This is a genomic window from Halomonas halodenitrificans DSM 735, assembly GCF_000620045.1.
Classification (GTDB): domain Bacteria; phylum Pseudomonadota; class Gammaproteobacteria; order Pseudomonadales; family Halomonadaceae; genus Halomonas; species Halomonas halodenitrificans.
In genome coordinates this window covers 85326-100129 of the sequence record NZ_JHVH01000003.1, presented here as the reverse complement: position 1 = coordinate 100129, position 14804 = coordinate 85326, and the positions used below count along the sequence as shown (strand labels likewise).

Genomic DNA, 14804 nt, shown 5'->3' with positions numbered 1-14804 from the left:
CCAATCCAGACGCCCGGGCCCTGCCCGGGCGTCTGCGTTTGGGGTAGACTCGACGCCATTGCCGCCGGTGCCCGGGGCGCCGCGTGGCGTCCCGGGAACGGCCGGACTTGACCAGTCAGTCAACTCCAGGCGAGACGGTCCTCTGGCCCTGTTCTCCTCACTCGACAACCAAGAGGCTCTCCCATGGCGGCTCCCTCCGGGCACTCCCCTGTGCATTACCCCTGGTACAAGAAGGAAGACACGGACGCCTTCTTCGCCCTGTTCCAGAACAATATCGCCAACTTCGTGATCATCGCGATCACCATGCTGGGCATGGGCTTCCCCGCATCGATCGTTTTCGGCCAGGTATTGCCCGGCGCCGCCGTGGCGGTGATGGCGGGCAACTTCTATTACGCCTGGAGCGCGGCGCGCCTGGCGCGCAGGGAGAACCGGGTAGATGTCACCGCCCTCTCCTACGGCATCTCGACGCCCGTGATGTTCGTCTTCCTGTTCGGCGTGCTGCTGCCCGCCAAGCAGCTCACCGGCGATGCCCAGCTGGCCTGGAAGGTGGCGGTGGCGGCGTGCTTTATCAGCGGCGCCATCGAGGCGGCAATCAGCCTGATCGGTCGCTGGGTCCAGCATCATCTGCCCAGGGCAGCCATGCTGGGTGCCGTCGCGGGGGTGGCACTGACGTTCATCGCCGGAGAGATGCTGTTCAAGACCCTGGAGATGCCGGTGATCGGCTTGCTGGTGCTGGCGATCATTATCGTGGGCCTGGTCGCCCGCGTGGCCATGCCCTTCCGGCTGCCGACCTCCCTGTTCGCCATCCTGGTGGGCACCGCCATGGCCTACCTGATCGGTGACGCCGGTGGTGAACGCTTCAGCGATGCCTTTACCCACCTGGGTTTCTACCCGCTGTTACCCAACCTCGCCTGGTTCGAGGGCCTGGGACTGCTGTTTACCGGCATGCTGGCGGTGCTGACCGTGGTGCTGCCGATCACGCTGTATAATGCCATCGAGACCATGAACAACGTCGAGGCCATGGAGGCCGCCGGCGACAAGTATGACGTGCGCGAATGCCAGGCGGTGGACGGCGTGGGCACCATGATCGGCGCCCTGTTCGGGGGTGTTTTTCCCACCACCGTCTATATCGCCACCGTGGGAGCCAAGTGGATGGGCGCCGGACGCGGCTACAGCATTCTCAATGGCGTGGTCTACGCCGTGGCCACGATGTTCGGCCTGATCGCCGCCCTGGCCGCCATCATCCCGGTCTCGGTAGTCGCCCCGATTCTGGTGTTTGTCGGCATGTCGATGATCGCCACCGCCTTCCAGTCCAACGATACTCGCTACTACCCGGCGGTGGCACTGGCCATGCTGCCCTATTTCGCCAACTATGTGATGACCCGCTTCAACCGCGCCGCCGAGGAGACGGTAACCGGCATCTCGGCCGGCGTGGTTCCCCTGGGTCAGGGCGCCATGTTCACGGCGATCCTCCTGGGCGCCATGACCGTGGCGGTCATCGACCATCACTTCCGTCGCGCCGCCACCTTCGCCGCCGTGGCCGCAGGCTTCTCCTTCGTGGGGCTGATGCACGCACCGAAACTCGCCATCAATGCGGCGGGCGACTACACCCTTGGCTATCTGGTGATGGGTGTGCTGTTTCTCTACTTCGCCTGGCAGGAGCAGCGCCAGTCGGCGATCACCTCCGCCACCCGGCTAGGCTAGGCGGCATCACGGCCGCCGTATACGACTCGCCCCGCCAGATGGCGGGGCGAGTCGTGGGTGTCTGCCGGGTTCGTCGGCGAGGCGTTACTTCCAGAAGTCGCGAATCGACGCGACCCCCTGGGCTCCGACCGCGCGCGCATGATTGGCATCGTGGCGGGTCATGCCGCCCAGCGCGAAGACGGGCATGACGGCGCGCTCCACCAGTTCCTGAAAGTCGTGCCAGCCCACGGGCGGCACATCGGGATGCGACGGCGTGGTGCGCAGCGGTGAGAGGGTCACGAAATCACAGCCGAGCCTGCCCGCCTGAACCAGCTGATCTCGATTGTGGGTGGAAGCAGAAAGCCACTTCCCCTCGGCAATGGGGCGACGCTCAAGCTGCATCAAGCGCTCACTGGTCAGATGGATACCATCGGCATCTACCGCCTCGAGCCACTCGGGGTCGGCGTTGAGTATCAGGCGCGCGCCGAACTGCCGACAGCGAGTCAATGCGGCCTCCGCACGAGCCAGATAGGCGGCATCATCCAGCTGCTTGGCACGCAGCTGCACCAGGCGCACACCGTCTTCCCTCAACGCTCGCTCGAGACGCTCATCGAATCGCTCCGGATCCTCCTCCTCGCCGGTAATCAGATACTCGGTGGGCAGCATTACCGCGCGCAGGATGGGCAGATTGGCCGCCGGGAAGGGATAGTTGATCAGCTCCTTCATCGGCACCCAGCGCACTGCCTGACCCTCGCGACCGAAGGGCTCGCCGGAAAAGTCATGAACTTGCCATACATCGAGCAGGATATGCTTGTCGGGATACTCATGATGGATGCGGATCAACGGCTGGGCACGCCGAATCTCCACACCGAGTTCCTCATGGAGCTCACGCTGGAGCCCCCCCAACCCTGTTTCATAGGGTGCCAGCTTGCCACCGGGAAATTCCCAGAGCCCGCCATGATCGACATTGCTGGGGCGACGAGCGATCAATACCTCACCGCCGTCGGCGCTGATAATGGCCGCCGCCGCCACATGCACCCGTCTCTTCACCATTGCGTTCATCTACCCTTCCAACCTTTCCGCGCACGACGGCGCGGGATCTGTGTCTGACCGTATCATTCGGAGCTGACGCTAATGCCGACTAGCTGCGATAATCGGCGTTGATGCTGATATAGTCGTGGGAGAGGTCATTGGTCCACACCGTGGCGCTCTCCTCCCCGCGACCAAGCGTGATGCGAATGGCGATCTCCTCGCGTGCCATCACCGCGCTACCCGCCTCTTCGATATAGCTCGGGGCGCGGCTGCCGCCCTCCACGATCCGCACCTCGTCCAGATCGATGGTCACCCGCGAGACATCGAAGTCGGCCACCGGCGCGCGGCCTACTGCCGCGAGTATCCGCCCCCAGTTGGCATCCGAGGCATAAAGCGCCGTCTTGACCAGAGGCGAGTTCGCGACGGTAAAGGCCACATCCAACGCTTCCTGCCGACTGCTGGCACCGTCGACCCGCAGCGCCACGAACTTGGTGGCCCCCTCTCCATCACGAATGATCGACTGGGCCAGCTCCGTCATCACCCGCTGCAGGCCGTTGCGAAAGAGGGTCAACGCCTCTTCTCCTTCAATGGCCGGGCCACGCCGAGTGCTGATCAACATGCAGGCATCGTTGGTGGAGGTATCCCCGTCCACGGTAATACAGTTGAAGGAGCGCTCCACCGTCTCCTGCAGCACTCTGTCGAGCGTCTCCTGTTCGAGGCTGGCATCGGTGGCCACAAAGGCCAGCATGGTCGCCATGTTCGGCTGAATCATGCCCGAGCCCTTGGCGATACCATTGATAACGACCCTTTGCCCGGCGATCTCCAGGGCGACACTCGCCCCCTTGGGGCGAGTGTCGGTCGTCAGAATCCCCTCGCCTGCCCGATGCCAGGCGTCGGCGCCATCATCCAGGCTGTCCAGCGCGGCAGGCAGACCCGCCAGCAGTCTCTCCATGGGCAACGGCTCACCGATCACACCGGTGGAAAACGGCAACACGCTCTGGGCCTTCACACCGGCCAGGCGAGCCAGCTCGGCGCAGCTGTCGCGAGCATCGCGAAGCCCCGGATCACCGGTACCGGCATTGGCATTGCCGGTATTGATCACCAGGTAGCGAGGTGTTTCACCGCTTGCCAGGTGCTCACGAGCCACCGTCACCGGAGCCGCACAGAAGGCATTGCGGGTGAAGGTTCCCGCCATCCGGGCACCTTCGGGACTCTCGATCACCACCAGGTCTCGGCGGCCGGACTTCTTGATTCCCGCCATGGCGGTTCCCAGCCGAAGGCCGGGGATCGCCGACATGGCGGGAAAACTTGTATCACCCACTGCCATCGCGTCATCTCCTCTGGGTTGGGCGCCGGCCACGTTCAGCTCAGCTTGCCACAGCACTGCTTGTACTTCTTGCCTGACCCACAGGGACAGGGATCGTTGCGCCCTACCTTGGGCCCTTCGCGACGCACCGGACGCCCATCGGCTCCCGGCGCGGGTGCCATCGCCTCCGTGTCATCCGCGGTGGTGTCAGGCTCTTCATGGCGGCTCGCCGCGGTCGCCTTTTCGCGCTCCAGGGTTTCACGGCGCTGACGCTCCAGCTCCTCGACCTCTTCGGGGCGCCGCACCTGCACATGGCTCAGGATACGCGTCACGTCGGCCTTGATATTGGCGAGCAGGTTCTGGAACAGCTCGAAGGCCTCACGCTTGTATTCCTGCTTGGGGTTCTTCTGGGCATAGCCCCGCAGATGGATCCCCCGGCGAAGGTGGTCCATGGACTGAAGGTGCTCCTTCCAGCGGGTATCCAGCACCTGCAGCATCGCCTGCTTCTCGAAGCGGCGCATCAGCTCGGCCCCGGCCTGCTCCACCTTGGCCTCATAGGCCTCGCGGTGCAGGGTCTGCAGGCGCTCGCGCAGCTGCTCTTCATGGAAACGCTCGTCCTCCTCTGCCCACTGCACGATCGGCACGTCCAGGTTCAGTTCGGACCGGAGATACTCCTGGAGCCCGGCCAGGTCCCACTGCTCGGGCAGGCTCTGGGGTGGTACATAGTCGCTGATGGCCAGATCCATCACCTCTTCGCGAATACCGGCCACCGCGGCAGAAACCTCTTCCGAGGCGAGTACGTCATTACGCTGCTCATAGATCACACTGCGCTGATCATTGGCCACATCGTCATACTCGAGCAGCTGCTTGCGGATATCGAAGTTGCGGCTCTCGACCTTCTTCTGGGCCCGCTCCACGGCATTGGAGACCATCTTGTGTTCGATTGCCTCGCCATGTTCCAGCCCCAGGGCCTTCATCATGCGCTGTACCCGGTCCGACCCGAAGAGCCTCATCAGGCTGTCTTCCAGCGACAGGAAGAAGCGTGTCGAGCCCGGGTCCCCCTGACGACCGGCACGGCCACGTAGCTGATTGTCGATGCGCCGCGATTCATGCCTCTCCGAGCCGACCACATGGAGGCCACCGGCTGCCAGCACCGCTTCATGGCGCTGCTGCCACTCGGCCTTGAGCTGCGCGACCTGCGCATCGCTGGGATTCTCCAGCTTCGCCGCCTCGGCCTCCCAGTTGCCGCCCAGCACGATATCCGTGCCGCGACCGGCCATGTTGGTGGCGATGGTGATGGCCCCCGGACGCCCCGCCTGGGCGATGATCTCGGCCTCACTCTGGTGCTGCTTGGCGTTGAGCACATTGAAGTCGATGCCGCCCTTCTTCATGAGATCGGCCAGATACTCGGATGTCTCGATAGAAGCGGTGCCCACCAGCACCGGCCGGCCCGCCTGGGTCTCGGCCTTGACGTCCTCGATGATGGCCTCGTATTTCTCCTCGGCCGTCAGATAGACCAGGTCATTGAGGTCACGGCGAACCAGCGGCTTGTTGGTGGGAATCACCACCACATCGAGGCCATAGATCTGGCGGAACTCGAAGGCCTCGGTATCGGCGGTGCCCGTCATGCCGGACAGTTTCTCGTAGAGGCGGAAATAGTTCTGGAAGGTGGTGGAGGCCAGCGTCTGGCTCTCACGCTGCACCGTGACGCCCTCCTTGGCCTCCACGGCCTGATGCAGGCCCTCGGACCAGCGACGCCCCGGCATGGAGCGGCCGGTATGCTCGTCGACGATCACCACCTCGCCGTCGCTGACGATATAGTCGACGTCACGGTGATAGAGATGGCGAGCCCGCAGGGCCGAATGCATGTGCTGCAGCAGGTTGAGATTCTGGGCGGCGTAGAGAGAGTCCTCCTCACCCAGAAGTCCCTGCTCACGCATCAGACCCTCGACCTTGTGGTGGCCATTCTCGGTAATTTCCACCTGCTTGTGCTTCTCTTCCAGGGTGAAGTCACCGTCTATCGGGGCATCGGCGTCTTCCGACACTTCCCCCTGAACCAGATTCAACGCCAGTCGATCGACCACCCGGTAGAGCTCGGTATTCTCGTCAACGGCCCCGGAGATGATCAGCGGCGTGCGCGCCTCGTCGATCAGGATCGAGTCCACCTCGTCGACGATGGCGTAGTGCAGCCCACGCTGGACCTTGTCTTCCAGGGAAAAGGCCATGTTGTCGCGCAGGTAGTCGAAACCGAATTCGTTGTTGGTGCCGTAGGTAATGTCGCAGGCATAGGCGGCACGCTTCTCTTCGGGGGTCTGGCCGGCATAGATAACGCCCACGTCGAGCCCGAGATATTCATAGAGCGGCTGCATCCACTGGGCGTCACGGCGTGCCAGGTAATCGTTGACCGTCACCACATGCACCCCCTTGCCGGGCAGGGCGTTGAGGTAGACGGCCAGTGTCGCCACCAGGGTCTTGCCCTCACCGGTCTTCATCTCGGCAATGCGACCGTTATGCAGTGTCATGCCACCGACCATCTGAACATCGAAGTGGCGCATGCCCATGATGCGCTTGCTCGCCTCGCGCACCGTCGCGAAGGCCTCGGGCAACAGGGCGTCCAGTGCCTCGCCACCCTCGAGGCGCTCGCGGAATGCCTCGGTGCGTGCCTTCAGGGCCGCATCATCGAGCTCGCCGAGCTCATTCTCGAGGACATTGACGCGCTCGACCTGGCGGCCCATGCGCTTGACTTCGCGGTCATTCTTGGAGCCGACGACCTTGCGTAACAGGGAATTGATCATGAAGTATCCGTCATCTACGTGTGGCATCTCGCCAACCGCCCGGGGCGGCTGACCATGGTCAGGAATCAAGCTGGCCACACAGGAGGAGGACCACGGCGGGTCAAGACATCATGGGCGGCGGTGTCTTGTACCGCCGCCACGGAAACCAGAGCAGGAGTGCCGACAGGCGCCAATACCGTACGCCGCACCCAGGGCCACCAGCCCCGCCTCCGCCGGCGTGCCTTGAGGCGCGAACTGGCGCGAATGAGTGCCGGCGCCAGGATACATACCTGGACCAGCCGCTCGGCCTGTCGTGTCACATCGCCCTGGGCCAGGCCCGCGGGCAGCAGACACCCCACCAACAGGCCGGCCAGCCACCAACGGGCGTGTCGCCGTATTGGAGCGGGTCTGACGGATACGGCAGGCGAGTGGCTGAGGGTCACGGCCATGCTGTCGAGGGGCTCCCGGGCGTGCTAGTCTGACAGGCGTTTCAGGCCCATCGCGTTATCGTCTGGCCCGCCTGGTGCGGGACGAGAGAGTCAAGCCCATGAGTATAAAGGTTAAGCGCTTTCGCGCCCAGCCCATGTCCCGGCTACTGGGTGGCCAGGGCGAGCTCGGGTCGCTGATGCGAATGGCCCGGTTGATCGACCTCGCCCAGGGACACCTGCGCGCGAACCTCCCCGAGGAGCTGGGGGAGCATCTGCACGTTGGCGGCTTTCGCGACGGGAAGTTGACCCTGATCGCCGATGGCGCCGCCTGGCTGACGCGGCTGCGCTATGAACAACCCAGGCTCCTGGAGCTGTTGCACGAGCTACCGGGGTTCGAAGCGGTTCAGGGCTTTCACCTCAAGGTCAGGCCGGTGCGCCCTCCCAAGGCCCCCCTGCGCCAGGTGCGCCACCTGCCGACGGAGGCCGCCGATGAAATCAGCAGCTGCGCCGCCGACACCGAGGATCCCCGGCTCAAGGCGGCCCTGGAACGCCTGGCCTCCCATGCCGAGCGTGAAGTATAAGCCGTAAGCCGTAAGCCGTAAGCCGTAAGCCGTAAGCCGTAAGCCGTAAGCCGTAAGCCGTAAGCCGTAAGCCACGAACAGCCTCAACCGAAACGCCCCCAAAGGCCAGGCCAAGGGGGCGTTTCTCTTACAGCGTAAAGCTTGTGACTGACAGCTCACGGACGCGGTCCGTGCGGTCAGGCCATGGCGGGCGCAGAAAACGAGATCGGGGCCACCTCGCTTTCATCCTCGAAGGTAACAATCTCGTAGGCGTCGGGCTGCTCCATCAGGGCGCGGCACAGCTGATTGTTCAACGCATGACCCGACTTTACGCCGTGAAACTCGCCGATCAGGCTGTACCCAAGCTGATAGAGATCGCCTATGGCATCGAGCACCTTGTGCTTGACGAATTCATCGTCGTAGCGCAGCCCACCCTCGTTGACGATGTGATAGTCATCGACAACGATGGCATTGTCCAGGCTGCCACCCAGCGCGAGATTATTGGAGCGCAGGTACTCCAGGTCACGCATGAAGCCGAAGGTACGCGCCCGCGACACTTCCTTGACGAAGGAGGTGGTGGAAAAGTCCACGGCGGCGGTCTGGGTCTGACTCTCGAACACCGGATGATCGAAGTCGATGGAAAAGCCCACCTTGAATCCCTTGTGGGGGCGGAACGTCGCCACCTTGTCGCCATCCTGAACCGTCAGCTCGCGCTTGATGCGAATAAACTTCTTGGGGGCATTCTGCTCGCTGATACCGGCCGACTGGATAAGGAACACGAAGGGACCGGCGCTGCCATCCATGATCGGCACCTCGGCGGCACTCAGGTCCACATAGGCATTGTCGATGCCGAGGCCCGCGAGCGCCGACATCAGGTGCTCGACGGTAGCGACCTTGGCGCCATCATGGGTCAGGGCGGTGCACAGGGTCGTATCGGTCACCAGCGCCGCGCGTGCCGGAATCATCACCTCCGGCTCCAGGTCGGTGCGCACGAAGACGATACCGCTATCCACGGGCGCCGGCCTCAGGGTCATGTAGACCTTCTTGCCGGAGTGCAGGCCGACGCCGGTGGCGCGGATGACATTCTTCAGGGTGCGTTGTCTGATCATGAGCAGTGGCCAGGCGGTTGTCGGGTTATCAAACACCGTTCACTATAGCACCGAACAAGCGTTTCAACAAAGAAGACTTGTCCGGTGCAGCGCATGGCCTCGATAGTTCGCCTCAATCGGCCTGACGGCGCAGGAACGCCGGAATATCGAGGTAATCATCGAGCTCCTGGGAGCGACGCTTCTCGGGACGCGGCTTGGGCGCCTCCTCGGGCTCCGCCCGCGGTGCCGTGGCAGCAGACTGACGCGCCGCAATACCCGGCTGGGCACCACCGCGACGATAGTCGCTAGCCGGCTCGGCACGCTTGGCACCCTCACGCCCGGCAGACTTCTGCTGTCGGTCGTCGAGGCCGGCGGCCACCACGGTTACGCGCAGCTCGTCGGTCATCTCCATGTCGATGGAGGTACCGACCACGATGGTGGCGTCCTGGGAGGCAAACTCCTGAACGGTGGCACCGACGTCGTTGAACTCGCCGATGGAGAGATCCGGCCCAGCCGTGATATTGACCAGAATGCCCCGTGCGCCGTGAAGGTCGATATCCTCCAGCAACGGGCTGCGGATGGCCTTCTCGGCGGCCTCACGAGCACGGTTCTCACCGGTGGCGCCACCGGTACCCATCATGGCCATGCCCATTTCGGACATCACGGTTCGCACATCGGCGAAGTCGACGTTGATGATGCCGGGGCTGGTGATCAGCTCGGCAATGCCCTGAACCGCACCCAGCAGAACGTCATTGGCCGCACTGAAGGCGGTCAGGAGGCTGGCACTCTTGCCCAGCACCGAGAGCAGTTTCTCGTTGGGAATGGTAATCAGCGAGTCGACATGCTCGGAGAGCTCACGCATGCCCTCCTCGGCGGAGCGCATGCGCTTGGGGCCCTCGAAGGGAAAGGGCCGCGTGACCACTGCCACGGTGAGGATGCCCAGTTCCTTGGCCACCTGGGCCACCACGGGGGCACCACCGGTGCCGGTGCCACCGCCCATGCCGGCGGTGATGAACACCATGTCGGCACCCTCGAGCAGTTCGGCGATGCGCTCGCGATCCTCCATGGCCGCCTGTCGACCGACGTCCGGATTCGCACCGGCCCCCAGCCCCTTGGTAATCTCGTTGCCGAGCTGCAGCACGGTCTTGGCCGCCACGCGCTTGAGTGCCTGGGCATCGGTATTGGCGCAGATGAACTCGACGCCCTCGATGCTGCTCTCGACCATATGGTTGACGGCATTACCGCCGCCGCCACCCACTCCGATCACCTTGATGACCGCGCTGCTTGAGGGCGCGCTATCTACTAGTTCAAACATTTGCCCCGTCTCCTGAACCGCCGCTGGCGATCCTGTCAAAAATTGCCTTTCAACCAGTTTTTTAGCCTCGCCAGCGCCGAGGAATCGGCCTTGTCGCCGCGCCGTGCAGCGTCCTCGCGCCGGGGCTGTGCGGACATCATGTTGCCCTGTGCCTGATGACCATGTCCCTGTCGTGTCTCTTGTAGAGCGTAATGTAACAAACCGACGCCGGTCGAATAAATCGGGTTGCGCACCACATCGGCCAGCCCACGCACGTTCTGGGGGCAGGCGATGCGCACCGGCATATGGAAAATCTCCTCGGCCAGCTCCACCACGCCCTCCATGCGCGCGGTCCCCCCGGTCAAGACCACGCCAGCCGCCACCAGATCCTCGTAGCCGCTGCGGCGCAGCTCATCACGAACCAGGGTAAACAATTCCTCGTAGCGCGGCTCCACCACTTCGGCCAACGCCTGGCGAGAGAGGTCCCGCGCCGGCCGATCACCGACGCTGGGTACCTTGATCATTTCATCACTGGCGGCCAGCTGAGTCAGCGCACAGGCATACTTGACCTTGATTTCCTCGGCGTGCTGCGTCGGCGTGCGTAACGCCATGGCGATATCATTGGTAACCTGGTCGCCGGCGATGGGAATCACCGCGGTATACCGAATTGCCCCTTCGGTGAAGACGGCAATATCGGTGGTGCCCCCGCCGATATCGACCATGCATACCCCGAGCTCGCGCTCATCCTCGGTGAGCACCGCCATGCTGGAGGCGAGCTGCTCGAGAATGATGGCGTCGACTTCCAGTCCACAGCGGCGCACACATTTCTCGATGTTCTGCACCGCATTGAGGGCGGCGGTGACCAGATGGACCCGCGCCTCGAGGCGGACACCGGACATGCCCAATGGCTCCCGGATGCCGCCTTGAGCATCGATGGCAAACTCCTGGGGCAGCACATGCAGTACGCGCTGACCCTCGGAGATAGCCCGCGCACGGGCCGAATCGATCACCCGGTCGATGTCCGAGGGCGTCACCTCACGATCCTTGATCGCGACAACGCCGTCGGAGTTCATCGAACTGATATGGCTGCCGGCGACCCCGACATACACGGAGTGGATATCGCAACCGGCCATCAGCTCGGCCTCTTCCACGGCACGCTGGATCGATAGCACCGTGGACTCGATATTGATCACCACTCCCTTCTTCATGCCGCGAGAGGGATGCGAGCCGATACCGGCGATCTCGATGCCGCCGTCATCGGTGGGCTGCCCCACGATCGCCACCACCTTGGACGTTCCGATATCCAGCCCGACTACCATATTGGACGCGTTGGATGGACCTGCCATGAGTCGGGGAGTCTCCTCGAACCTGGGCCACTAACTAGATGGGCCTAATCATGAAAATTAACCTGGGGCCAATTATAGGAACAACTAAGCACATTCCTCCACCCCGGGACAAAAAAGCCCCTCCACGATACGGCGATTTTGCCACGAAAGAAACAGGCGCATGCCGTTTGCCATGCGTGTTTCACCGGAAAAAGGCCTCAACCCTCATCCTGGCCATCCTCGCCAAGCGGGTCGGTTTCGCCGTGCCATGCCACCGCGACACCATTGGAGTACCGAAGATCAATGTAGCGAATATGCGACACCTGCTGACCGAGCTGCCGACGCCAGGCGGCAGACAGTCGCGCCAGCCTTCCCTCTCGATCACCGCGGCCCAGCATCACCCAGACCCCTTCATCGAGCTGGAAGCGCCAGGCGCCGCGCGGCTCCAGGCGCAGCTGCGTCAGCCCATGCCCCAGCTCGGCGAATCGCGTCGCGAGGCGCTCATGGTAGGCCAGCACCTCGGGGCCGCTGCCCCGGGGGCCGGCGAGGTCGGGCAAGTCGTCGGGGGGCGACACCGAACCGATGGCGAAGGGCTCCCCCTTCGGGTTGAGCAGGGAATCATCATTCCAGCGAGCCACCGGTACCTGTTCCACCAGCTCGAGGGTCAGGGCATTGGGCCATTCACGACTGACTCGCGCCTCGGCGACCCAGTCTATCGTCAGGGCCTGGTCACGCAATTCGGCGACATCCACCGACAGCCAGGTGTGACCGCGCAGCAGCGGCGATAGCTTGTCACGCAGATAGTCGGCACTGACGTGCTCCAGGTCGCCGCCGATCGATACCCGCTCGAGAGGTCGGTCGAGCCATATCCACAGCGCCCTGCCGCCGGCGCCGAACAACGCCACCAGCAGCAGCACACCCAACCATCCACTGCGCTGACTCATGCCGGGCGGTTCTCCAGGGTGCAGGCGAGAATGCGCAGAACCAGCGTCTCGAAGTCCATGCCGACGTGGGCGGCCGCCTGGGGCACCAGGCTATGGTCGGTCATGCCCGGCGAGGTGTTGACCTCGATCAGCCAGAAGCCACCTTCGGCATCGCGCATTACATCGACGCGGCCCCAGCCCTCGCCCCCTACGGCGAGATAGGCCCGGCGACACAGCTCGCCCAGCTCGGCCTCATCGGCTTCCTGGAGCCCGCAGGGCAGGTGGTATTGGGTCTCGTTGGAGAGGTACTTGGCTTCATAATCGTAGAAGCCACCGGCCGCCTCGACGCGGATCGCCGGCAGGACGTCGTCTCCGACAAGCGACACCGTGTATTCCTCCCCCTGCACGAAGCGCTCGGCCATCACTCGCGCATCGAACTGCGCCGCCTCATGATAGGCCGTCGCCAGCGACTCGGCGCTATGAACCACGCTGATGCCGAGTGTCGACCCCTCATGGACCGGCTTGACGATCAGGGGCAGTCCCAGGCGCCTGGTCACGTCCTGCCAGTCGGCATTCGGCCCCAGCATTTCCGCCTCGGGGGTGGGTAGCCCCATCGCCTGCCACACCAGCTTGGTGCGTTGCTTGTCCATGCCCAATGCCGATCCCAGCACGCCGCTGCCGGTATAGGGGATACCCAGCAGTTCGAGCGCGCCCTGCAGGGTGCCATCCTCACCGCCACGCCCGTGCAGGGCAATGAACACACGATCCGGCGCCAGGGCCTCGAGTCCCACCAGGCCACCCTCGGCGGGATCATAGCCGACGGCATCAACGCCGGCGCGAGCCAGCGCCGAGAGGACCGCCTGGCCACTGTTCAGAGACACCTCGCGCTCGGCCGAACTGCCGCCAAAGAGCACGACAACACGCCCGAGCTTCGCCACTAGACTCATAACTCCACCTCGTCGAGAGCCAGGGCCGCCCCGGCCAGCGCCTGGGCAATGCCGCCGATATCACCGGCACCCTGGGTAATCAGGATATCGTCTGGCCGCAGTACACGACTCAGCAACTCGGGCAACTCGGACTTCTCCTGAACGAAGATCGGGTCGACGGCGCCTCGCTGACGGATCGACCCGGCCAGGGTGCGCCCCTCGGCGCCGGGGATCGCCACCTCACCAGCGGTGTACACATCCAGCAGCAGCAGGGTATCGACGCCACCCAGTACGCGCACGAAGTCCTCGTAGAGATCACGAGTACGAGTGTAGCGATGGGGCTGGTAGAGCATCACCAGGCGTCGTTCGGGCCAGCCGGCACGCACCGCCCGGATCACCATCTCCACCTCGCGTGGGTGGTGACCATAGTCGTCAACCAGCATCACCTCCCCCTCGCCCCCCGGGGCCGGGAAGTGACCATGAACCTGGAAGCGCCGCCCCACCCCCTGGAAGCCTGCCAGGCCTCGCAGGATGGCGGCATCGTCCACGCCGGCATCGCTGGCGACGGCGATGCCGGCCAGGGCATTCAGGGCATTGTGGCGGCCCGGCATGGCCAGCCTCACCTCGAGGGGCGCCAGTGCCCCGGGGCGCCGAGCGGTGAAGTGCACCTCGCCCTGCGCCTGCACGAAGTCCTCGATGCCATAGTCGGCATCCTCGCTGAAGCCATAGGTGACGAACTGGCGGCTGACGCGATCGAGCAGGCCGCGCACATGGTCGTCATCGATGCAGAGGATGGCCAGGCCATAGAAGGGCAGGTTATGCAGGAACTCGACGAAGGTGTCCTTGAGCCTCTCGAAGTCGCCACCATAGGTGCTCATATGATCGGCATCGATATTGGTCACGATGGACACCAGGGGCTGCAGATGCAGGAAGGAGGCATCGGACTCATCGGCCTCGGCCACCAGGTAGTCGCCCTCCCCCAACCGGGCATTGGTGCCGGCACTGGTCAGCCGGCCACCGATCACGAAGGTGGGGTCGAGTCCGCCCTCACCGAGCAGCGTCGCGGTCAGACTGGTGGTGGTGGTCTTGCCGTGAGTGCCGGCCACGGCGATGCCATGACGAAAACGCATCAGTTCGGCGAGCATCTCGGCGCGTCGCACCACCGGTACTCGATGCTCATGGGCCCAGATGATTTCCGGGTTGGTCTCGTCCACCGCGGTGGAGACCACCACGACATCCGCGCCGGCAACGTGTTCGGTGGCATGACCGATGGCCACGCGAATACCGCCGCGCCGCAGCCTGTCAACCACCGGCGATTCACGCAGATCGCTGCCACTGACCAGATAGCCCTGGTTGGCGAGCACCTCGGCAATGCCGCACATCCCGGCACCGCCGATACCCACGAAATGGATATTGCGGATACGCCGCATGCCCAGGCCACGCCCCCGGGAGGCGACAGTGGTCT

General features: G+C 64.1%; 11 protein-coding genes. 2 read left to right on the top strand and 9 right to left on the bottom strand.

Translation table 11 applies throughout. The features are described 5' to 3' along the window. The first annotated feature begins 183 nt into the window (after positions 1-183). On the top strand, positions 184-1704 hold the full coding sequence (locus tag Q358_RS0104075) for a uracil permease (protein ID WP_027960885.1): 1521 nt from the start codon (positions 184-186) through the stop codon (positions 1702-1704). Between the two features lie 84 nt (positions 1705-1788). Here Q358_RS0104075 and Q358_RS0104070 read toward each other — a convergent pair whose 3' ends face one another. The 3 genes from Q358_RS0104070 to secA all read right to left on the bottom strand — a co-directional run bounded on the left by Q358_RS0104070 (position 1789) and on the right by secA (position 6816). Next, positions 1789-2745, bottom strand: coding sequence for a Nudix family hydrolase (locus tag Q358_RS0104070; protein ID WP_245598267.1), 957 nt, complete (start codon positions 2743-2745; stop codon positions 1789-1791). A 79-nt stretch (positions 2746-2824) separates the two neighbouring features. Next, complete coding sequence (gene argJ, locus Q358_RS0104065) at positions 2825-4042, bottom strand: bifunctional glutamate N-acetyltransferase/amino-acid acetyltransferase ArgJ (RefSeq protein WP_027960883.1); 1218 nt, start codon at positions 4040-4042, stop codon at positions 2825-2827. 35 nt (positions 4043-4077) lie between these two features. Then, positions 4078-6816: a preprotein translocase subunit SecA gene (secA, locus tag Q358_RS0104060; protein ID WP_027960882.1), complete on the bottom strand. Its 2739-nt coding sequence runs from the start codon at positions 6814-6816 to the stop codon at positions 4078-4080. Positions 6817-7342: 526 nt separating this feature from the next. On the opposite strand from secA, the gene Q358_RS0104055 reads away from it, so the two are divergent. Continuing rightward, complete coding sequence (locus tag Q358_RS0104055) at positions 7343-7804, top strand: DUF721 domain-containing protein (RefSeq protein WP_043487624.1); 462 nt, start codon at positions 7343-7345, stop codon at positions 7802-7804. Positions 7805-7980: 176 nt separating this feature from the next. On the opposite strand, the gene lpxC is transcribed toward Q358_RS0104055, so the two are convergent. The 6 genes from lpxC to murC all read right to left on the bottom strand — a co-directional run bounded on the left by lpxC (position 7981) and on the right by murC (position 14769). Further along, positions 7981-8892, bottom strand: a complete 912-nt coding sequence (lpxC, locus tag Q358_RS0104050) for a UDP-3-O-acyl-N-acetylglucosamine deacetylase (protein WP_027960880.1) — start codon at positions 8890-8892, stop codon at positions 7981-7983. A 112-nt stretch (positions 8893-9004) separates the two neighbouring features. Continuing rightward, positions 9005-10186, bottom strand: coding sequence for a cell division protein FtsZ (gene ftsZ / locus Q358_RS0104045; RefSeq protein WP_027960879.1), 1182 nt, complete (start codon positions 10184-10186; stop codon positions 9005-9007). Between the two features lie 35 nt (positions 10187-10221). Next, complete coding sequence (gene ftsA, locus Q358_RS0104040) at positions 10222-11511, bottom strand: cell division protein FtsA (RefSeq protein WP_027960878.1); 1290 nt, start codon at positions 11509-11511, stop codon at positions 10222-10224. Between the two features lie 197 nt (positions 11512-11708). After that, on the bottom strand, positions 11709-12434 hold the full coding sequence (locus tag Q358_RS0104035; RefSeq protein ID WP_027960877.1) for a cell division protein FtsQ/DivIB: 726 nt from the start codon (positions 12432-12434) through the stop codon (positions 11709-11711). Then, a complete protein-coding gene (locus Q358_RS0104030) occupies positions 12431-13360 on the bottom strand; it encodes a D-alanine--D-alanine ligase (protein ID WP_027960876.1) in 930 nt (309 codons plus the stop codon). Before Q358_RS0104030 ends, Q358_RS0104035 begins: the two co-directional genes overlap by 4 nt. Next, the gene (gene murC, locus Q358_RS0104025; RefSeq protein ID WP_051530182.1) at positions 13357-14769 is read right to left on the bottom strand and encodes a UDP-N-acetylmuramate--L-alanine ligase; all 1413 of its coding nucleotides are present in this window, start codon (positions 14767-14769) and stop codon (positions 13357-13359) included. The genes Q358_RS0104030 and murC overlap by 4 nt, the downstream gene beginning before the upstream one ends. Between the last annotated feature and the right edge of the window lie 35 nt (positions 14770-14804).